Annotated in this window: 13 protein-coding genes and 2 pseudogenes; 9 read left to right on the top strand and 6 right to left on the bottom strand. The window is 65.4% G+C overall.

The genetic code is table 11. The annotated features are described in order from the left end of the window. Positions 1–2: 2 nt before the first annotated feature. Positions 3–965 (bottom strand): IS110 family transposase, encoded by a 963-nt coding sequence (locus B7P44_RS09625; protein ID WP_167389794.1) that lies wholly within the window; start codon positions 963–965, stop codon positions 3–5. Between the two features lie 355 nt (positions 966–1320). On the opposite strand from B7P44_RS09625, the gene B7P44_RS09620 reads away from it, so the two are divergent. Together B7P44_RS09620 and B7P44_RS09615 are read left to right on the top strand one after the other, a co-directional pair. After that, positions 1321–1872, top strand: a complete 552-nt coding sequence (locus tag B7P44_RS09620) for a DUF6013 family protein (protein ID WP_084903298.1) — start codon at positions 1321–1323, stop codon at positions 1870–1872. 187 nt (positions 1873–2059) lie between these two features. Continuing rightward, positions 2060–2530 (top strand): PliI family lysozyme inhibitor of I-type lysozyme, encoded by a 471-nt coding sequence (locus tag B7P44_RS09615; protein ID WP_084903296.1) that lies wholly within the window; start codon positions 2060–2062, stop codon positions 2528–2530. Positions 2531–2547: 17 nt separating this feature from the next. Here the strand turns inward: B7P44_RS09615 and B7P44_RS09610 are convergent, their stop codons facing one another. Both B7P44_RS09610 and B7P44_RS09605 read right to left on the bottom strand, forming a co-directional pair. Then, complete coding sequence (locus tag B7P44_RS09610) at positions 2548–3351, bottom strand: ABC transporter permease (protein ID WP_084903293.1); 804 nt, start codon at positions 3349–3351, stop codon at positions 2548–2550. After that, on the bottom strand, positions 3348–4046 hold the full coding sequence (locus B7P44_RS09605; protein ID WP_084903291.1) for an ABC transporter ATP-binding protein: 699 nt from the start codon (positions 4044–4046) through the stop codon (positions 3348–3350). The genes B7P44_RS09610 and B7P44_RS09605 overlap by 4 nt, the downstream gene beginning before the upstream one ends. A 162-nt stretch (positions 4047–4208) precedes the next feature. On the opposite strand from B7P44_RS09605, the gene B7P44_RS09600 reads away from it, so the two are divergent. From B7P44_RS09600 to B7P44_RS09585, 4 genes and pseudogenes are all read left to right on the top strand, one after another. Further along, on the top strand, positions 4209–6485 hold the full coding sequence (locus B7P44_RS09600; RefSeq protein WP_084903288.1) for an AsmA family protein: 2277 nt from the start codon (positions 4209–4211) through the stop codon (positions 6483–6485). Positions 6486–6651: 166 nt separating this feature from the next. Then, complete coding sequence (locus B7P44_RS09595; RefSeq protein WP_084903285.1) at positions 6652–8244, top strand: ABC-F family ATPase; 1593 nt, start codon at positions 6652–6654, stop codon at positions 8242–8244. A gap of 339 nt (positions 8245–8583) precedes the next feature. Then, positions 8584–8815: pseudogene (locus B7P44_RS37480) on the top strand (ShlB/FhaC/HecB family hemolysin secretion/activation protein); the annotation flags it as partial. A gap of 142 nt (positions 8816–8957) precedes the next feature. Next, positions 8958–9845 carry a hypothetical protein gene (locus tag B7P44_RS09585; protein ID WP_084903282.1) on the top strand — a complete coding sequence of 296 codons (888 nt, stop codon included), beginning with the start codon at positions 8958–8960 and terminating at the stop codon, positions 9843–9845. 98 nt (positions 9846–9943) lie between these two features. On the opposite strand, the gene B7P44_RS09580 is transcribed toward B7P44_RS09585, so the two are convergent. The 3 genes from B7P44_RS09580 to B7P44_RS36260 form a co-directional block, all read right to left on the bottom strand. After that, entirely contained in the window at positions 9944–12244 is a 2301-nt protein-coding gene (locus B7P44_RS09580) for a sensor histidine kinase (RefSeq protein WP_231716604.1), read from the bottom strand. A 7-nt stretch (positions 12245–12251) separates the two neighbouring features. Further along, the gene (locus tag B7P44_RS09575; protein WP_084903280.1) at positions 12252–13061 is read right to left on the bottom strand and encodes a response regulator transcription factor; all 810 of its coding nucleotides are present in this window, start codon (positions 13059–13061) and stop codon (positions 12252–12254) included. 101 nt (positions 13062–13162) lie between these two features. Then, entirely contained in the window at positions 13163–13675 is a 513-nt protein-coding gene (locus B7P44_RS36260) for a hypothetical protein (RefSeq protein ID WP_133118127.1), read from the bottom strand. A gap of 648 nt (positions 13676–14323) precedes the next feature. Here B7P44_RS36260 and B7P44_RS37910 point away from each other — a divergent pair. The 3 genes and pseudogenes from B7P44_RS37910 to B7P44_RS09565 form a co-directional block, all read left to right on the top strand. Further along, positions 14324–15067, top strand: a pseudogene (locus B7P44_RS37910) (ESPR-type extended signal peptide-containing protein); the annotation flags it as partial. Between the two features lie 57 nt (positions 15068–15124). Beyond that, positions 15125–20116: a beta strand repeat-containing protein gene (locus tag B7P44_RS37475; RefSeq protein ID WP_407924015.1), complete on the top strand. Its 4992-nt coding sequence runs from the start codon at positions 15125–15127 to the stop codon at positions 20114–20116. Positions 20117–20223: 107 nt separating this feature from the next. Then, positions 20224–20889 (top strand): OmpA family protein, encoded by a 666-nt coding sequence (locus B7P44_RS09565; RefSeq protein WP_088511433.1) that lies wholly within the window; start codon positions 20224–20226, stop codon positions 20887–20889. The last annotated feature ends 17 nt before the right edge of the window (positions 20890–20906 follow it).

Raw genomic sequence — 20906 nt, 5'->3', positions numbered from 1 at the left:
AGTCAAGCGGAATGAAGCGAACTGTCCCAAGGAGTGCTGGTTCTGACCATGGCGTTGAGCACGGTCAAGAGCTTGCGCATGCAGGCAACCAGTGCAACCTTGGGCGGTTTGCCGGAAGCAATGAGCCGTTGGTAGAAGGCGGTAATGGCGGGGTTGCGTCGCGAAGCGGTGAGCGCAGCCATGTACAGAACGCGGCGGATATCAAAGCGTCCGCCTTGGATTCGCCTGCGTCCGCGGACGGTTCCAGAGTCCCAAGCCATCGGGGCGACACCGACCAAGGCTGCAATCTGGCGCCGATTAAGCCGACCGAGCTCAGGCAATTCCGCGATCAATGTGGCGCTGGCTACCGGACCGATACCGCTTGCGGAGCGAAGCAACACGTCGAGCGCACTGTAGTGCTCGCGAACGTGAGCGACCATTTGGGCATCGACATCATCGAGTTGCTTGCGAATGGCGTCGATCATGGTCTCGATGCTCGGGCGAACGACTGGAATCGCCAGTTGCAGACGCTGTCGCTCCGAGAGCAGCATGCCGAGCAACTGACGACGACGCGTGACCATGGCGGCCAGGGCTTGTTGCTGGGCGTCCGCCAGCGGTCGAATGAAGCTGGCCAGATCCTGGCGGCGAACCAGTACCGATGCGAACTCGGCCAGCATATGGGCATCGATCGTGTCAGTCTTGGCCAGACGTCCCATCGATTTAGCAAAGTCGCGCGCCTGACGCGGATTAACCACGGCAACCGGCAGACCAACCGCTTGCAGCGCGCAGGCAAGCGCTGCTTCGTAGCCGCCAGTGGCCTCCATGACGATCAGGCTAATGTTCAGCGGTTGCAAAGCCGCTGCCAGTGCCGAGTGCGCCTCGGCATCGTTAGCCCATCGCTGAGAAGCCAGTTCAGCGCCCAAGACTTCAATATCGACGTGTTCTTTGGCCACGTCGATGCCGACCACCACTGAGGAAACAGACATGATCTTCAGATCCCTTGCTTGTGCATGCGCTCTCGATCAAATCGGGGCGGGTAACCGTTCGGGTTTCAGGAAGACCAGCACGGCAACCGTGCGTTTTGTACTCAGAAACGGGCTCTCACGCCCAAGCGCGGATCAAACTGCACGGTCATGTCTGGCTGCGCTCAGACTTTACCGTACTGGTCAGGCTTAAACATACAAGCGCAGCATCGGACGCACGGCACGCGCGGCGAGCGCAAGCGGGGTAACACCCGATGCGATCGCGGCGCATGACCGGCCGCTTGGCGGTAGACTGACAGCGCATCATGCATCGAAAACCGCGCGGCGCGCGCCAGCGCCGCAATACAAGGAGGTCAGCATGAGCCAACGCAGTGTGTCGGTCGCCGCAGCGTGGTCGGTCGCGATCGCGGCGGCGTGCGTCAGCGCGAGCGCGTTCGCGGCGCCGCCGGTCAAGGGCAGCCTGAAGGGCGGCGGTACCGGGCAGCTCGACTACACCGTCAAGGTCGATTCGAAGACGTTCGGCAATACGCAGGAGACGCGCAAGATCCGCTCGGGCGAGACGGACGACTTCAACTGGAAATCGGTGCCGCCCGACGGCGCGGTCGCGATGCCGGACGAATGCCCGAACGCCGGCAACCTGCCGCGCGACGCGAACGGCGCGATGGTCCGGCAGACGCAGGTCCGGCTCGCGCCGTCGATCGACGCGAAGGGGATGGCGAACGTGCAGATGAGCTTCCAGGCGGCCGCGCCGAAAGGCACACGCAGCGTGACGGTAGGCGGCAAGTCGCTGCTGTGCCCGAACGTCGTGTCGGTGAGCCAGGTGAAGTGGCTGACGATCTCGTCCAACGGCGGATCGAAAACCGTCACGATGAGCGACGGCACGAAGGTGGCGGTGTCGATCAAGCGCTGAACGGCGCGCGGGCGCCGCGCTGCATGACATGCAACGGTCACGCGACGCTGCGCTCGCGTGACCGTTGCCCGCAGCGTTTCAATCGATTGTTTTGCTTGACGCGTTTCGCGTCCCGCGTCGCGTGACCGCCAGCGTGACGTCACGTTATCCTCCCCGGCATCATCCACAGTCTCCGAACGGAATCCCGATGAAAGACCGAATGCGCGCGCTGCTCGCCACCGCAGCGCTCGTCGCCGCGCCGGCGCATGCGGCCGACGACTGCAGCTTTGTGAAGAAGGTCGCGTTGCCGTCGCGGCAACAGACGGCCGTCGTGTCGAGCGGCGCGCTCGAGCCGTGCTCGACCGGCAGCTACGCGGTGCGCGTGTATTCGACCGCGCACGCCGCGCCCGGCTTCGACACCGACGACTACGTGGCAGGCGTGCTGCATCCGCGCGACGGCACGATCGCCGATGCGTTCACGGCCGATCTCGGCGCGCGGGCGCCGCAGGCGCTCGTCGTGACGACGCGCTCGGCCGGCAGCGGCGGCTATGTCGGCGCGCAGGCCTACGTGACGACGCCGCGCGCGGTGCGGCTCGTCGCGTCGGTCGACGCGCTGGCGCCCGACGCCGACGTGCTCGGCGCGCTGCGGCAGGCGCTCGGCAAGCGGCGCGCGCGTTAGCGGCACGCCGATGCGTGTCAATGCGCGCGCTCTTCGAGCCGCGCGGCGAGGAAGCGATGATCGGCGGAGAACAGCCGCCGATAGGTCAGCAGCACTGCGCCGACCGTGCCGAGCGCGGAGGCCGCGGCGATCAGGAACATGATGACGATCTGATAGCGCACCGCCTGCAGCGGCGGCTGGCCGGCCAGCACCTGGCCGGTCATCATGCCCGGCAGGCTGACCACGCCGACGACGGCCATCTGGTTGAGCGTCGGCAGCATGCCGGCGCGCACGGCCTGGCGCGCTGCGTCCTGCGCAGCTTCCCAGCGCGTCGCGCCGAGCGCGAGCGCCGTCTCTACGCGGTCGCGGCGCGCGGTGAGTTCCTCGGTCATCCGCTCGACGCCGAGCGACACGCCGGTCAGCGTGTTGCCGAGGATCATCCCGAGGATCGGGATCGCATACTGCGGCGCGTACCACGGATGAATGCGGATCACGACGAACAGGCCGATCGCCGCGACGATCCAGCTGCTGGCCCAGATCGACAGGATGCTGTCGACGCGCTGCCCGCGATAGGTGCGCTTGCCGCGGCCGGCGCCCGCGAAGCCGGCGATCAGCGTCATCAGCGCGGTGAGCGGCAGCACGACGTACCAGTGCGCATGGCCGAACACCCAGCCGAGCACGTAGCCGATCGCGAGCAGCTGTACGACGGTGCGCACCGCGGCGAGCGCGAGCTTGCGGCCGAGCCCGAGCGACAGCGCGGCCGAGATCGCGCCGTTGACCGCGACGAGCGCTGCCGCGATGCCGACGTCGACGAGGCTCAGATCCTGCAGGACGGAATTCATCGTTGGACCTCCGCGGCGTGCGCGACGCTCAGCACGCCTGCCTGCATCGTCACCCGCAACGTGCCGATCCGCGCGGCCTGCGCGGGATCGTGCGAGATCCACATGTAGGCGCGTGCGTCGGGCGCCGCGTCGAACCACGCGCCGACGAGTGCCTCGATCGCGCGCGTCGAGTCCGGGTCGAGCGCGGAGGTCGGCTCGTCGAGCAGCAGCACGTCGGGATCGAGCTGCAACACGCGCAGCAGCGCCGCGATCTGCGCCTCGCCGCCCGACAGCTCGCTCGCGCGCTTGTCGAGGAAGTCGGCGCCGCGGCCCGCGCGCGCGGCGAGCTGTTCTGCACGCGCGCGATCGAACGCCACGTCGCGATAGACCGCGAGCGAATACGGATAGCGCAGTTGCGATTCGACCGTGCCGTCCGTCTGCGCGGGACGCTGGCGCAGATACGCGACGCTGCGCCGATAGCGCGGAATCGCACTGCGGCGGATCGGCTTGCCGCGCCACAGCACGTGGCCGCCGTCGAGCGGGTCGAGCAGCGCGAGCGCGCGCAGCAGCACGCTCTTTCCCGACCCCGAAGGCCCGGTGATCGCAACGCGCGTGCCCGCGGGCAGGCTGACATCGGTGGGGGCAAGCAGGATCTTGCCGCTTCTGGCGTCGCGCCGGGTCACACCCCGCGCGTCGATGAGGCCGGTCGCTGTCATGTCACAAATGAAAAAAAGCGTTAATGGCGCCGAAGTGGCGCGGAAGCGTGGGTCATAATACCCAGTGAAAAGCTCGCGCGGGTGTCGTGCGTCGTTTGCCCACGCAACACGCAAGCGGCCCGGCATGGCGCGACAGGCATCGAGAACAACAACGGAACCGCCATGACGCTTACCCGAGCCATCGGCAAATCGGCTGCATGGATCGTCGGCATCGTCGCGGTCGTGATCGCGGCGGCCGGCGTGTTTGTCTTCACGTTCGACTGGAACCACGTGAAACCGTGGGTCAACGAACAGGTGAGTGCGGCGCTTGGCCGCCCATTCGCGATCAACGGCGATCTCAAGGTCGACTGGCGCCGCCCCGACGGCGAGACCGGCTGGCGCGCGTGGGTGCCGTGGCCGACCCTCTCCGCGACACGGATCGAAATCGGCAACCCCGACTGGGCGAAAGCGCCGAAGTTCGTCACGCTCGACGCCGCGCATTTCGATCTCGCGATCCTGCCGCTGCTTGCGCATGAAATCGTCATCCCGTCGATCGACGTCGTCAATCCCGCGGTGGATCTCGAACGGCTCGCCGACGGCCGCAATACGTGGACCTTCCAGTTCAAGCAGTCGAACCAGCCGTCGCCGTGGAAGGTGCGGCTCAACAGCTTCGGCTTCGCGAAGGGCGTGCTCACGTATCGCGACGCGATCACGAAGGCCGACCTGACGATCGCGATCGACACGCTCGGCCAGCCGATTCCGCTCGGCGATGTGATGAAGGAGCAGGAGGAAACATCGCGTGCCGCGTCGGCGCAGCGCGTCGGCAAGCATGGCGCCGCGCAGTTGAGCGCGAAGGCGAGCGCCGAGGCGGCGTCGGGCGCGTCTGCTGCGCCGGCGGTGAGTGCGGCGGCGAGTGTGGCGGTTGCATCCTCCGCGCCGGCCGCTTCGTCCGCGACGCAGGCATCGGCCGCCGCGACAGCCGCGTCCGCTTCCGGCGCAAGCGGTGCCCGTGCGACCGCCAAGGCGGCGGGCCCCGCATACGCGTTCGGCCTGAAGGTCGACGGCCGCTACAAGAACGTGCCGATCTCGGGAACCGGCAAGCTCGGCGGCGTGCTCGCGCTCGAGGACGCGTCGCGGCCGTTCCCGCTGCAGGCCGACGTGAAGGCGGGCGACACGCGCCTCGCGATCGTCGGCACGCTGACCGATCCGCGCAAGCTCGCCGCAATCGACCTGCGGCTGTGGCTCCAGGGCACGACGATGTCGCACCTGTATGCGCTGACCGGCATCACGCTGCCGGACACGCCGCCGTATGCGACCGAAGGGCGCCTGATCGGCAATTTCAAGCCGCACGCGAGCACGTTCCGCTACGAGAACTTCAACGGCCGGGTCGGCGGCAGCGACCTGAGCGGCACGCTCGCCTATGTGCAGCGCGAGCCGCGTCCGCAGTTGTCGGGCGAGCTGGTGTCGAACCTGCTGCGCTTCTCCGACCTCGCGCCGGTGATCGGCGCGGATACCGCCGCGAGCAAGGCGCAGCGCGGCGACACGACGCGCCAGCCGGCGGGCCGCGTGCTGCCGGTCGAGACGTTCCGCACCGACCGCTGGCGCGCGCTCGACGCGGACGTCGAGTTCACCGGCCGCAAGCTGATCAAGAGCACGGACCTGCCGATCACCGACCTGTACGCGCACATCGTGATGCAGGACGGCGTGCTGTCGCTCGAGCCGCTGAAGTTCGGCGTCGCGGGCGGCTCGCTCGCGACGACCGCGCACCTCGACGGCAGCAGCGCGCCGCTCAAGGGCCGCTTCACGGTCGCGGCGCGGCATCTGAAGCTCAAGCAGCTGTTCCCGGCGCAGAAGGTGATGCAGTCGGCGATCGGCGAGATCAACGGCGATGCGTCGCTGTCGGCGACCGGCAATTCGCCGGCCGCGCTCGCCGCGACGTCGAACGGCGAAGTGAAGGCGATCGTGACCGACGGCGCGATCAGCCGGCTGCTGATGGAAGCGGCCGGCCTGAACGTCGCGAACGTCGTCTACGAGAAGATGTTCGGCAATCGCGACGTGAAGATCAACTGCGCGGCGGTCGATTTCAGGGCGACCAACGGCGTGCTCGACACGAAGGTGTTCGCGTTCGATACGGACGATGCGCTGATCAACGTCGACGGCCCGATCAGCCTGCGCGACGAGTCGATGGACCTGAAGGTCCACCCGCACACGAAGGGCTTCCGGATCTTCTCGCTGCGCTCGCCGCTGTACGTGAAGGGCACGTTCAAGAATCCGGACGTCGGCGTCGATGCGGGCGCGCTCGCGCTGCGCGCCGGCGCGATGGTCGGCCTCGGGCTGATCAACCCGCTGGCCGCGCTGATCCCGCTGATCGCGCCGAGCAACAACAAGGACGTGCCGTGCAGCGAGCTGTTCGCTCAGCTGAAGACGCCGACGAAGGTGTCGGCCAAGGTCGGCAAATGACGGGAGCGCACGGCGGCCGGGACGCCTCCGGCGCCGGCTGGCGCCCCCGCGAAAATTGCGATACGCCCCCGTTTAACCGGCAGCCGAACGCGGTGAGACCCAGCGATTCACCGACTCCTGCTAAAATACGCGGTTTTCCGTCGATTACCTCTTAACGGGTTCTGCCGTGCTTTCTACTGCCAATATCACGATGCAATTCGGGCCGAAGCCCCTGTTCGAGAACATCTCGGTCAAATTCGGCGAGGGCAATCGCTATGGCCTGATCGGCGCGAACGGCTGCGGCAAGTCGACGTTCATGAAGATCCTCGGCGGCGACCTCGAAGCGAGCGGCGGCAACGTCGCGCTCGAGCCGAACGTCCGCCTCGGCAAGCTGCGCCAGGACCAGTTCGCGTACGAGGATGTGCGCGTGCTCGACGTCGTGATGATGGGCCACACCGAGATGTGGGCCGCCATGACCGAGCGCGACGCGATCTACGCGAACCCCGAAGCGACCGATGACGACTACATGCACGCGGCCGAACTCGAGGCGAAGTTCGCCGAGTACGGCGGCTACGACGCCGAGGCGCGCGCGGGCGCGCTGCTGCTCGGCATCGGCATCGAGGAGAAATTCCACACCGGCCCCATGAGCGACGTCGCGCCGGGCTGGAAGCTGCGCGTGCTGCTCGCGCAGGCGCTGTTCTCGAAGCCGGACGTGCTGCTGCTCGACGAACCGACCAACAACCTCGACATCAACTCGATCCGTTGGCTGGAGAGCATGCTCAACGAGTACAACTCGACGATGATCATCATCTCGCACGATCGTCACTTCCTGAACTCGGTGTGCACGCATATGGCCGACATGGACTTCGGCACGCTGAAGGTCTGGCCGGGCAACTACGACGACTACATGCTCGCGTCGGCGCAGGCGCGCGAGCGACAGGCTGCGGCAAACACCCGCGCCAAGGAGCGCGTCGCGGAACTGCAGGACTTCGTGCGCCGCTTCTCGGCGAACAAGTCGAAGGCCCGCCAGGCGACCAGCCGCGCGAAGCAGATCGACAAGATCAAGATCGAGGAATTCAAGCCGTCGTCGCGCCAGAACCCGTTCATCCGCTTCGAGTTCGAGAAGAAGCTGCACAACGTCGCGGTCGTCGCGGAAGAGATCACGAAGAAGTACGAACGCACGATCTTTCAGAACTTCAACCTGTCGGTGCAGCCGGGCGAGCGCATCGCGATCATCGGCGAGAACGGTGCGGGCAAGACGACGCTGCTGCGCTCGCTGCTCGGCGCACTCGCGCTCGACCACGGCACGGTGAAGTGGTCCGAGAACGCGAACGTCGGCTACATGCCGCAGGATACATACGAGGAGTTTCCGGACGACGTCGTGCTGATGGACTGGATCGACCAGTACCGCAAGGACGGCGACGACGAGACGATGGTGCGCGGCACGCTCGGCCGCCTGCTGTTCTCGGCGGACGACATCAAGAAGTCGGTGAAGGTGCTGTCGGGCGGCGAGAAGGGCCGCATGATCTGGGGCAAGCTGATGCTCGGCCGCCACAACGTGCTGCTGATGGACGAGCCGACCAACCACATGGACATGGAATCGATCGAGTCGCTGCAGATCGCGCTCGAGAAGTTCGAAGGCACGCTGATCTTCGTGTCGCACGACCGTGAATTCGTCAGCGGCCTCGCGAACCGGATCATCGAAGTGACCACGCATGGCACGCTGACCGACTTCGGCGGCAACTACGAGGAGTTCCTCGCGAGCCAGGGGCAGGCGTAACGATCCGCCCGATGTACCCGACCTGATTTACCCAGTCGTATCCAAGAGGCCCGCCCGGTTTTCAACCCGGCGGGCTTTTTGTTTTATTTGTTGTATCCAATGGGCGGGCCGCACTCCATTGACAACGGAGAAACGCGGTAGTCGTGACCTGCCTGATTTCTTCGCGCCATTTCATTTCAATCTTGCAAAACGGGCGCTGTGAACAGCCCCACGCAAATTGCGCGTATACTCGCGCGCTCATTTGCTGAAATTCGTTGTAAATGCGGTATGCCAAACCAGCGCACATTCATCTTGAATCGGCATACCCATATTCAGAAATAACACGTCACAAACATCTGCCACGAATTGCAGATGTCGATCAGGCAGACCGGGCCAGTCCTTTACGCAGGACTCGACTACGGCCATGTATGGGGACCGCAGCCGATTGAGCTGATCGGCATCAAAGGCAGTATCGGTACGCGCTTTGGCGCATATGGCTATGGCCTGTTCGCGGGCACGCCGATCTATAAAGCCGTCCGGATTCCCGACCGCACGCGTGACGGTCGGATTCCAGTTGACGGGACAGTTTTGAGTGTTCGATCGATAGGAGAATTTCAGGCATATCCAGCGCGTTATCGCAGCGCTCATCGCGCTCGCCCAATCACCCGCGAGGCAAAGCACCTCGTCCGAAATCCGTGTCCCGATCATATTGGGAAAACCTGGAGACCAATCCAATGAAACAATCTTCCCGCTGGTCCTGCCTTTTCGCAGTTTCACTCGTCACGACAGCGCTTTCCGCATGTGGCGGCGGAGACGATGTCAATACGTCCGGCACGGGATCATCCGCGCCTCCGGCATCATCCTCGCCTCCGGCGTCGCCCACCACGCCCTCATCCCCACAGCCAACCGTTCAGGCAGCGTGTCGGCCGAACGGCAAATTCACCTATTCCGGTTCAGCCTCTCAGGTCAAGGACAGCAACGGCAAGCTGGCCGTGGTGGTGGTGCCCAGCATGCCCAAGGAATATCAGCTGAACCGGAACTTCACCGCCTCGGCCGTGCCGGCATCGAGCCTGGTGCAACAAGCGAGCGGCGCGTTGACGACGCTGGCTTCATCGGATGCTGGGGCCGACTGCCTTGGACTCGAACACGGCTTGGTGTCGGACATCCAGAGCGTCGCCAGTGATGTCGCGATTGGTCGCTGGAACATGGCCATGGACACGGATGGCAATACCTATTCCATGTACCAGGGCGTCCACTACGCAGTGGGCACGCCCCTTTCGCTCACCGCGACGAGCGGAACGCTTGCCTGCACTCAGCTGATCGCGGATACGGTCTCAAGCGATTTCAGCGGCCCTACCGGCACGCTTGGAACGGCTTCGGCTACGCTTGATCTCGGTACACGCACGCTGAACAACTTGAGCATGACGATTCACAGCGAGTATGGTCAATATACGTTGACAAAGGCACAGACGCCGTTAAATGGCGTTTCGACTGAAGGGACCCTGTCCGTACAATCGGTTGTCGTCGGTCATGACCCGAAGCAGCCGTTGGTGGCGCTCGGCTACACAACCTCGCAGCCTAATTCGGGGATTGGCGGCGTTGTGGTGTTGTCGTGCCAGTAGTGTCTACGAGAAACCCGCGATCGAGCGCATAAGCTGACGCCATCGGAACCTCATCCGAGGCCCGCATTGGCAATTTGCCGGTGCGGGCCTTTGGCTTTTCAATGGACCGGACGATCGAGAGGCGCCAGCGCGAGAGCCTCGATGCCCGAGAAATCCAGTGCGTCGAGACTGAGCCGGACTTCGGTCAGAAACGCCGCGGATGCAGGGTGAACGCGGCTCGTGCAGTCGATCCATCGCTCGATGTCGGTCAATCGTCCGTCTTTCGCGAGCACCGCCAGTTCCCGGCGGTCGCTTTCGGGCGGAACGGCAACTTCCGGCGGGCGCGCGCGATGCACGCGGATGTCGGCGGCCCCGAAGGACGAATAGGGGATGATGTTCGACGTCGCTGCTGCCTCGGCCGCCGGAACGACGATCTCGAAAGAGAACGACGTGCCGCGGCCCGGCGCGCTCGACACGCGCAGGTCGCCGCCCATCGTGGTGACGATGCGCTGCGCGATGAAAAGGCCGAGGCCCGTGGTGCCGTTCATCGACTGCATCCGGCGAAAGGCCGAAAACAGGCTCGACTGTTGCGCGATGTCGATGCCGATGCCGGTATCCGCGACTTCGAATCCGATGAGCCAGCAACCGTCCTGCCGGCGCGCTCGCACAGTCATCATGACGATGCCGTCGCGGGTGAACTTGGACGCATTGGACAGCAGATTGAGCAGCACCTGCTGCAGCCGGCGGCCATCGATCGTCACGCCACGGGGCAGCGATGTCAGCGCCTGATAGTGGAACTGGTTGTTCAGTTGCGCGCAGAGTGCGATCGCGTATTCGGCGATGTCGTTCAGCAGCGCGAGCAGGTTCGCCGGCGCCGGGGCGATATCCAGCGGCTGCAGCTCGGCTTTCGCATACCCGATCAGTTCGTCGATCAGGCCAAGTTGATAGCTCACGCTGCGCTCGATCGCGTGGATCAGGCTCGCCTGCTTCGAATCGGCCCGGTTCAGCAGCAATCCTGCGTAACCGGCAATCGTCGCAAGCGGCGCACGCAGGTCGTGACTGACATAGCCGAGCGTTTCGACCTTCTGCTGGTTTTTCTCTTCCGCGTCGAGCAATGCCGCGTTCAATGCCGCCGTGCGCTGCGCGACCTCGTGCCGCAGCCGTTCGTGTTCGCTTCTTTGCCAGTCGGCAAGGTCTGCTCGCGCCTCCTGCCGCTGCTTCCCGACATGATTGATCCATGCGGCAAGGACGACCAGATGGGTGGCCAAGCCGATGGCGGCGACGACCGGGTTCGGGTGAATGTCGGAATTCAGCCATGCAAGGCCGGCCGGCAGGAAGCCGAGCGTCTCGACCAGGCGCAATGCAAAGTTGAACAGCGCAAAGCCGATCGTGATCAGCATGACTCGCGCAGTGGGCGCGGCCTGGCGCGCGAGCACGGCGACGACGCCCACTTCGACAATGCCGAACAATCCGTTGATGATCAGGCTCGCCTGCGCGAAAACGTACAGATTTCCGAATGCGGCGCCTGCCGCCGTGATGCACTCGAGTACCGCGAATCCGAACAGCACGCGGCGCGCGGGGAGGGTGGTTCGCTCGCCGCGGGCGATGCGCAGGATGAATACGATGAACAGCAGCACGCTGATGCAGCCGAACACCGAAATGCTCCGGGTGCTCCATTTGACGGCGTGGGGCCATAGATAGACTTTCGTATAACCGCGAATGGCGGCTTCGTACATGGCCGTCATGAAGCAGACGGCCGCGAGCACGACGAACGAGGCGCTTCGCGAGAACAGGGCGATCAGCAACGCACACCATCCGAGCGCCAGTACGCCGCCGATCAGGCCGCCGCCCCAAAGCGCCGCCCGCTGCTCGAGCGCGTCATACTCCGCCGACGCATACAGTTTCGGCGCGAGCGAGAGCGCGGTGTCGCCGGTCACGCGAACCAGGATGAACGCTTGCTCGTCGGGACCGAGGGTGAATCGCGCCAATGGATTGCGGGATATCGATGGCCGCGAGGTCGGGGGCGCGGTGGCATCGATGCCGTCATGGGTCCACTGGCCGTTCCTGCCGATATAAAAATCGACGTGCACGAGGCGCGGTTCCATCAGCGCTAGGACGAGCGATGATTCCGCCGGGCTGCGGTTGCTCACTGCCACGCGCAGCCACCATGCCGAATGCGAGAAACCGGGTTTCAACCCGTCCTGCCGAACGGCAAGGAACCCGCCGGGGCGTTCCGTCGGCAGCGCGAGTATGTCGTCCACGCGCATCCGGCTTGAAACGTCTTCGAATACCTGTATTCGGTCCAGCGATGGAGCCTGCCGGACTGGTTGGGCGGTCGTATCGGGCAGAACGGCGAATGCGCACGATGCCCACCAACTCAGGCACAAGAGCAGCAGTCGGCGCCACATGGCGGTCGTCATTGCGGCGTTAGTCGAGATCAAGGTTGGGCGGCAGGACGCCGGCCGGCTCCCGCCCGCGACAATCGTCCCGGTAGGTCGAGGGCGTGACGCCAAATCGCTCCCGAAATGCCGTGGCGAAATTCGCGGCGTTCGAAAAGCCGATTTCTTCCGCAATGTGGGCAATGCTCAACGGCGTACTGCTTAGCAGGCTTTGAGCCATGCGCAAACGTTCGCTGCGGAGATACTCGAACACGGTCTGGCCAAGGTTGTCCCGGAACGCGCGCGACAGCCGCTTTTCGTGGGTGCCGACCAGGTGGGCGAGCTGTTCGACCGTGGGCGGGTTGGCCAGTCTCTGCGCCAGATGGCGCTTGGCCGCGCGAACGATGGCGTGGTTGCCCGTTGGATCCGATACGGGCGGATCGGCCTCGGCATGCCGGTCGCCTTTCGCTCGGCCGAGGTGAACGCGAATCCGCGCAAGGACCTCGGCAGGCTCGAACGGCTTCGTCACGTAGTCGATGCCACCGATATCCAGCCCCTCGAGACGGTCATGGAGGTCGCCGGCCACGGTCAGGAAAATGACCGGTATTGCGCGGGTGGCGGGAGTTTCGGCAAGCAGTCGGCAGGCCGCGAAACCATCCATGCGCGGCATCCGGACGTCCATCAGGATCAGGTCGGGCGAGATCGCCAGCGCCCGTTGATACGCCTGTGAACCATCGAACGCCACGCTGATCCGGCACCCGGCGCTGCGCAGGATGTCGATCAGCAGATGAAGCTGGTCCGGCTGATCGTCGACGACAAGAATGTGAGCGTCGGCAAGAGCGGAATGTCGGGGCAGCATGGTGGGGGAGTCGTGCAGGCCTTGCGGGTTGCGTTCTGGTGCGTTGTCGGCGGGCGTTCGGGGCAATCAACGCGCAAGGTCTCGAGCCGATCCGGATCATTTCATCGCCGGCCGCTGCGGAGAATATCAGATCGCAGTTGTCTGCGAAATCTCAAAAATTTCCTCTCGAGCAAAAGGTTTGGGCGCTCAGGAAAAGGCATGCATTGACAATGCTGACCACAATGCGTTTCGACGTTGCGCGCGCCGGCCACCATGTGCAGATATCCGAGGGCCGAGGGCCGGCGAACCGCGATCGTCGGGCGCGTGTCGTGTCGCTCCCGAGCGTGTGGTCTGTCGCTCAACGCGGCCGTGAGCAGGCTTTTGAAAGCATGGATTTGATCATTGATTAAAAAGCGAACGTAGATTTTTCGTGAGAATAAGAGATCAAATGAGGACGAGTCAATTGTCAAAGATATCGAAACAAGGCATTCGTCGCTTGTCGTCGTCGCGTCGTTGATCGTTTCGACGAGCAGGCATTGCGATTCCGATCGCGCGCTGCCGGGATGGCGGCGCTGCGGGTTTGGGATGTTGAATGGATAAAAATGGGACAAAGAGTCGTTGGGTTTGCTGGACAAACAGGGAGTGCCTTCCCAGAATTTCTCTGGCTGACGCGTGATTATTCGAGGCTTTTTTAAAGAATATTAGAAATACCGAATCCATGATGCACGATTTTGGTACGTGTGACTTTCACGAATCGGCCGGATAGAAAAATGATGCGGTTCGCCCGGTGCGAAGAAACTTGTCGTTTCGAATGCAGGGACGTCTCGCGCTAACACTCTACGGGCAAAGGCACAGGAATCATGAGCAATCGGAGCGCCACAGGAAGGGGTAGGAAGCCGATCGAGCCGGACACTCACCGGGACGATCATTCAATCAAGCCGTGTGCCGTCGCAGGCGTCGCCCGACGCCACGATCCGCCCTGAGCAATCGCCCCGTGGCGATAGCAGAAGGCGGGCCGCCACGAGTGCCGTGTCAGATTCGCCGGTTTTTGAATCCCTGTTTCGGACGTCCTGACGCCCGACGCGGCTTCGTACGCGCTCGTCCGTTGCGAGCGATGTAGGCGAACCCGTTCCGGCCGTCATGCGCCGGACTGGTCGACCATTTCGCAAACGTTTGCAGGATGTGCGGTGGACCGATGTCGCGCGCGATCCGGGAATACGTTGAAGCGGTCGCGACAAAGTTAGTTATCCATATTTCATTTACGGTTATTCGTCACGAGGGAAATGATGAACAGGATTTATCGAACCGTCTGGAACAAGGCGCTGGGTACGTTTGTGGCTGCGTCGGAATCCAGCAAGGCGCGCGGCAAGGGTAAAGCCGGGGGAAGCGCCGGGCTCCGTGACCAGCGTGTGAAAGACGCCGCTGCGGCCATGATGCTTGTCGGGCTGGGCCTTGCCGTTCCGGATGGACATGCGCAAGTCGGCCCCGGAACCAGCGTAGGCGCCGGAACCAGCACAACTAACGGATCAGACACCGCAATCGGGATTTCGTCGACCGCCTCCGGCGGCATTTCGGCGGCGATCGGCAATCACGCAACTGCGAGCGCTTTAGCGACCATTGCGATCGGCAATGCTGCAATTGCGAACGTTAACGCAGCCGTTGCATTGGGCAGCGGAGCGACAGCGAGTGGTGCTTCCGCGACGGCGCTGGGAAATAGCGCATTTGCATCAAACCAGAATACGGTCGCATTGGGCAACCAGGCGTCGGCTTCCGGCGCTAATACCACCGCCATAGGCGTGACAACGACAGCCTCGGGCAACACGTCGATCGCTGTCGGCATGTCATCGACAGCCGCGGGCGACCTGTCGATCGCCGTCGGCAATTTCGCATCCACGGTGAGCACCGCCACCAGCGCAATCGCGATCGGCGTGCAGGCCACTTCGTCCAAGCAATTCGGCGTCGCGCTCGGCAACCTGGCGAAGTCGAGCGGTGTTTCCGCGGCGGCGCTGGGTGCGGGCGCCACGGCTTCTGCCGACAATTCGACGGCCGTGGGCATTAACGCAAATGCCGGGGGATACGGGAGTGTGGCACTGGGCGTGAATGCAGCCGCGCTTGCCGCATCGACCGTCGCATTCGGCGAAAGCAGCAAAGTGGCCGCAACGGCGGGCACGGGGGCCATCGCCGGCGGCTACAACTCGCAAGTGCTGAACGGAACCGGCGCGGTGGCGCTCGGGCAGGGGCAGACTGCGAACGGCAACGGCGCGGTGGCAATCGGCGATCCGAACACGGCGACCGGCACCGGCGCAGTTGCGATGGGGGCGAACAACATCGCGAACGGTAACGGCGCACTTGCGATCGGCAATTCGAACAGCGCGCAGGGGATGGGCGCCATCGCGCTCGGCAACACGTCGACGGCTGCCGCTGCCGGTGCGCTCGCATTCGGTTCCGGCGCCGTCGCCAACAACGCGGGCGATGTCGCGCTTGGCTCCGGGGCGATCACCGCAGCGCCCAATCCGACGCCGAATGCGACGATCGGCGGCGTGACATACCACTTTGCCGGCAACAACCCGGCAAATGTCGTGAGCGTGGGTGGAAACGGCAGCGTGCGTCAGATCACCAACGTCGCCGCAGGCCAGATCAGCGACACGAGCACGGACGCGATCAACGGCTCGCAGCTCAACGCGACGAATCTCGCGATCAACTCGCTTTCGACGTCGACGCTGTCGAGCATCGGATCGCTGTCGACTGGTGTCGCATCGCTATCGACGTCTACGTCGACGGGCATCAGCTCGCTGTCGACCGGAGTTGCATCGCTGTCGACCTCAACGTCGACGGGCATCAGCTCGCTGTCGACCGGAGTTGCGTCGCTGTCGACCTCAACGTCGACGGGCATCAGCTCGCTATCGACCGGTGTCGCATCGCTGTCGACCGCCACGTCGACGGGCATCGGCTCACTGTCAACCGGTGTTGCTTCGCTGTCGACCTCCACGTCGACAGGCATCGGCTCACTGTCGACCGGTGTCGCATCGCTGTCGACCGCCACGTCGACGGGCATCGGCTCACTGTCAACCGGTGTCGCTTCGCTGTCGACCACCACGTCGACAGGCATCAGCTCGCTGTCGACCGGCCTGAGCACGGTCGTCAGCACGACCACCAACGTCGGCAACAGCACGGCGACGGCACTCGGTGGCGGTGCGGCCTACAATTCGACGACCGGCACGATCTCCGCTCCGACGTACACGACGTACAACGCGAACGGCACGACGACGATCAACAACAACGTCGGCTCGGTCGTCGACAACATCAATTCCCAAGGCATCAAGTATTTCCACACCCATTCCACGGCAGCGGACAGTCAGGCGACGGGCACCGATAGCGTCGCGATCGGCCCGGCGGCCATCGCGAGCGGGACGAGCAGCCTGGCAGCCGGCAATGGTGCGCAGGCGACGGCAACCAACGGGCTCGCGCTTGGCACACAGTCGACCGTATCGGTCGCGGGCGGCGTCGCGATCGGCTCGGGATCGGTATCGGATCGGGCCGTCCTGTCCGGCGTCGGATCGGTGACGATCGGCAGCCGTGCAATACCGTACAACACGTCCGATCGAACCTTGCTCGGCGCGGTGTCGTTCGGCGATGCAAGCGGCAGCACCTATCGTCAGTTGACCAACGTCGCCGACGGCACGCAGGCACAGGATGCGGTCACCGTTCGCCAGCTCGCCAACGCACTGTCGTCCTTTGCGGTAACCGGCCAGAAGTACTTCCATGCGAATTCGACCCAGGCGGACTCGCTCGCGGTCGGCACGGATTCCGTCGCGGTCGGCCCGGCGACCGTCGTCAACGGCAACAACGGCGTGGGCATCGGGAACGGCGCGATCGTCGATTCGACCGCGCCCGGTGGCGTGGCCATCGGCCAGAGCGCGAGCTCGGCGCAGGCGGACGCGATCGCGTTCGGCAGCGGCGCGACGGCCGCCGGCGCGCAGTCGATCGCGCAAGGCGCGAATGCGAGCGCGCTGAACGCGGGCGGGGTGGCGCTCGGGTCCGGCGCGCACAGCAGTGCGATCAATGCGCTGGCGCTGGGCGCCGGTGCAAACGCCACGCTCGCCAACAGCGTCGCACTCGGCGCCGGCAGCACGACGGCCGCCCCGGACACGGGAGCGACCGCGCTGTACGGCGGGACCGCGGCCGGCATCGCGAGCGCGGCCAACGGCGTCGTATCGGTTGGCGCTGCCGGCCAGGAGCGGCAGCTGCAAAACGTCGCCGCCGGCGTGATCTCGGCGGCGAGCACCGATGCGATCAATGGATCGCAGTTGTTCTCGGTGGTGACGGGTGTCAATACGCTCGGCAACAGCGTCGCGTCGAGCCTCGGCGGCGGCAGCACCTACAACAGCGCGACCGGCGCCGTGACGACGAGCCTCAGCTATGCGGGCAATACGTATGGCTCCGTCCAGAATGTGCTGAACGCGATCGGTGGCGGCGGGACGACCGCGGGCGTCAAGTATTTCCACGCCAATTCGACCGGCCCCGACAGCCGGGCGCTCGGCGCCGACAGTGTCGCGATCGGCACGAATGCCGTCGCGAACGATGCGGGCGATGTTGCGCTTGGCGCCAATTCGACGACCGCGGCGGCGACCCCGACATCCGGCGCGACGATCGGCGGCACCCACTACGGCTTCGCGGGTGCGAATCCGGCGAGTGCGGTGAGCGTGGGCGCTGCCGGCGCGGAACGGCAGATCCAGAATGTCGCCGCCGGCCAGCTGAACCAGAACAGCACGGACGCAGTCAACGGCTCGCAGCTTTACGCGACGAACCAGCAGGTCACCGCGAATACCACGGCGATCAACAACATGGCCAACGGCGGCGGGATCAAGTATTTCCACGCCAATTCCACGGCGCCGGACAGCCAGGCGACGGGCGCGGACAGCGTCGCGATCGGCGGCGGCGCGCAGGCGACCACCGCGAATTCGGTCGCGCTCGGCGCGCATTCGACGACGAACGCGAATCTGGGCCTTGCCGCATACAACCCCGGCACCGCGCCGCTGGCGGGCGCGACGCCCGCGGGTGAAGTGTCGGTGGGGTCCGCGGGGGCAGAGCGACGCATCACGAACGTGGCGGCAGGCGCCGCGGCGACCGATGCCGTGAACGTGAGCCAGCTGCAGGCCGTCAGTTCGCAGGTCAGCCAGGTGCAGAACGATGCGCTGCTGTGGGACCCGACGGCGAACGGTGGCGCCGGCGCTTTCAGTGCCAAGCACGGCGGCAGCGGCCCGAATACGATCACGAACGTCGCGGCCGGCGCATTGAGCCCGACGAGCACGGACGCGGTCAACGGCTCGCAACTGTACGCGACGAACCAGAACGTGACCAACGTGGCGAGTGCCGTCAACAACATCCAGAGCGGCGGCGGCGTCAAGTACTTCCATGCGAACTCCATCGCGGCCGACAGCCAGGCGACGGGTACCGACAGCGTCGCGATCGGTCCGCTGGCGATCTCGGGCGGCGCGAGCAGCCTTGCGGCCGGCAACGGCGCGCAGGCGCAGGCGGCGAATGCATTGGCGCTGGGTGCACAGTCGAACGCGTCGATCGCGGGCGGCGTCGCGATCGGCTCGGGTTCGGTATCGGATCGCGCGGTGCTGTCCGGCATCGGTTCGGTGACGATCGGCAGCCGGGCGGTTCCGTACAACACGTCGGACCAGACCTTGCTCGGCGCGGTGTCGTTCGGCAGCGCGAGCGGCAACACCTATCGGCAACTGACCAACGTCGCGGACGGCACGCAGGCGCAGGACGCGGTCACGGTGCGGCAACTGGCCAACGCGCTGTCGTCGTTCGCGGTGAGCGGACAGAAGTATTTCCACGCGAACTCCGCGCGGGCCGACTCGCTGGCAGTGGGCGCGGAGTCGGTCGCGGTCGGTCCGACGACCGTCGTGAACGGCGATAACGGCGTGGGCATCGGGAACGGCGCGATCGTCGATGCGACGGCGCCCGGCGGCGTGGCGATCGGGCAGGGCTCGAGCTCGGCGCAGGCGGATGCGATCGCGCTCGGCAGCGGCGCGGCGGCCGGCGGCGCGCAGGCGATCGCGCAGGGCGCGAATGCGCGCGCGCTGAATGCCGGCAGCGTGGCGCTCGGTTCGGGCGCGCAGAGCAGTGCGATCAATGCGCTGGCGCTGGGCGCCGGCGCCAGCGCGACGTTTGCGAACAGCATCGCGCTCGGCGCCGGATCGCTGACGGCGGTTGGCGCATTGAACAACTACATCGCCTACGGGCTGAGCAGCCCGCAGTCGTCGGCGGGCGAGGTCAACGTCGGCAATCGGCAGATCACGGGCCTGGCCGCCGGGCGGGCGGGGACCGATGCGGTCAACGTGTCGCAACTGGATGCGGTTGCCAATCAGTTGACCACCCTGATCGGTCAGAAGACCAGCAATACCGGCGGGTCGACTGGCGGATCGTTTACGTCCAATCAGTCCAGCCTGAACAGCGCGCCGGCGCCGAGCGGTTCGAATGCTTCCGCGGGTGGATTGGGGGCGGTGGCGTCCGGGGCGAGCAGCACGGCCGTGGGCAACGGCTCGCAGGCGACCGGCAGCGGTTCGACGGCGATGGGCGTCGGCGCGACGTCGTCGGGCACGCATTCGGTGGCGATCGGCACGGGCAGCGATGACGGCGGTCGCTCCGGCGTCGTCGCGGTGGGTTCCGACAAGGCGGCGCGCCAGGTCGTCAACGTGGCCGAGGGGACGCAAGGGACCGACGCGGTCAACGTCAACCAGTTGAACGCGGTATCGACGGCACTGTCGACGTCGGTCAACACGCTGGGCAACCAGGTCAACCAGATGCAGCAGCAGATCCAGCAGACCGACGCGATGGCGCGCGAGGGGATCGCCGCGACCGCCGCGATGGCGTCGATCCCGCACATGGATCGCGATTCGAATTTCGCGATGGGTGTCGGCACGGCGACGTTCGCAGGCCAGAAGGCGATGGCCATCGGCGTGCAGGCGCGCATTACCGAGAACCTGAAGGCGACGCTGAATGGCGGTTTCAGCGGCAGCCAGCGCGTCGTCGGCGCGGGCATGCTGTATCAGTGGAAGTAACGGCGGGATCGGGCATCGAACGGATGCCCGATCACAGAGATGCGCGAACCCGCCTGCATGGCCGGGCGGCGTTCGCTTGCGCACCCTCCCTTTTCCGGAGTACTACAGTGAAGCATATTCGCGTCGCACTCGTTCTGTCCGTGTTGTCCCTTGCGGCGTGCTCCAGCGCGTCCGGGCCGACGTTCAGCGCATCCGAGCTGCAACCGAGAGAAGGCATTCGCACCTACCAGGTCGATTGTCACGGCATCGTTTCAAGCCACGCGACCTGCATGAAGGCGGCGAAGCGCATGTGCGGCGACGAGCCGGTGCGCGTGATCGATTCGGCCAGGCCGTACCGCGATGGCGCCGAGCCACGAACGCTGGTGTTCCAGTGTGGCGCCGCCGGCGGCGCGCCCACGCCGGCGCCCGCCGCGGAGGCGCCCGCTCCGGCCGAGAAAGTCGCCCTGACGGGCGACGCATTCTTCGCGTCGGGCGAAGCGAAGCTGACGCCGTCCGCACGCGCCACGCTCGATACGCTGCTGAGCCGGCAAACCGGCACACGTTTCGCGAGGGTGGCCGTCACGGGTTATGCGGACGCGGTCGGCTCCACGGCTGCCAATCTCCAGTTGTCGCAACGACGCGCGGATTCAGTTGCCGCCTATCTTCGTGATCATGGGGTGCGGGCCGATGCGTTTGCTGCGACCGGGCGCGGCGATGCCGATCCGGTCGCCACCAACGCGACAGCCGAAGGACGTGCGAGCAACCGGCGGGTCGAGATCGTGCTGCAGCGTTGAGCACCTGGCCAGACTGG

The sequence above is a fragment of the Burkholderia ubonensis subsp. mesacidophila genome, assembly GCF_002097715.1.
GTDB classification, from domain to species: domain Bacteria; phylum Pseudomonadota; class Gammaproteobacteria; order Burkholderiales; family Burkholderiaceae; genus Burkholderia; species Burkholderia mesacidophila.
Note: the sequence above shows the minus strand (reverse complement) of the source record. Positions and strands in the feature narration are given on the sequence as shown.

Excerpts from the sequence above, each read along its gene's own strand:
- B7P44_RS09585 (WP_084903282.1), top strand. The coding sequence starts at position 8,958 with ATGAAACAATCTTCCCGCTGGTCCTGCCTTTTCGCAGTTTCACTCGTC.
- B7P44_RS09625 (WP_167389794.1), bottom strand. The coding sequence starts at position 965 with ATGTCTGTTTCCTCAGTGGTGGTCGGCATCGACGTGGCCAAAGAACAC.
- B7P44_RS09605 (WP_084903291.1), bottom strand. The coding sequence starts at position 4,046 with ATGACAGCGACCGGCCTCATCGACGCGCGGGGTGTGACCCGGCGCGAC.
- B7P44_RS09575 (WP_084903280.1), bottom strand. The coding sequence starts at position 13,061 with ATGCTGCCCCGACATTCCGCTCTTGCCGACGCTCACATTCTTGTCGTC.
- B7P44_RS09620 (WP_084903298.1), top strand. The coding sequence starts at position 1,321 with ATGAGCCAACGCAGTGTGTCGGTCGCCGCAGCGTGGTCGGTCGCGATC.
- B7P44_RS09600 (WP_084903288.1), top strand. The coding sequence starts at position 4,209 with ATGACGCTTACCCGAGCCATCGGCAAATCGGCTGCATGGATCGTCGGC.
- B7P44_RS09610 (WP_084903293.1), bottom strand. The coding sequence starts at position 3,351 with ATGAATTCCGTCCTGCAGGATCTGAGCCTCGTCGACGTCGGCATCGCG.
- B7P44_RS09580 (WP_231716604.1), bottom strand. The coding sequence starts at position 12,244 with ATGACGACCGCCATGTGGCGCCGACTGCTGCTCTTGTGCCTGAGTTGG.
- B7P44_RS09615 (WP_084903296.1), top strand. The coding sequence starts at position 2,060 with ATGAAAGACCGAATGCGCGCGCTGCTCGCCACCGCAGCGCTCGTCGCC.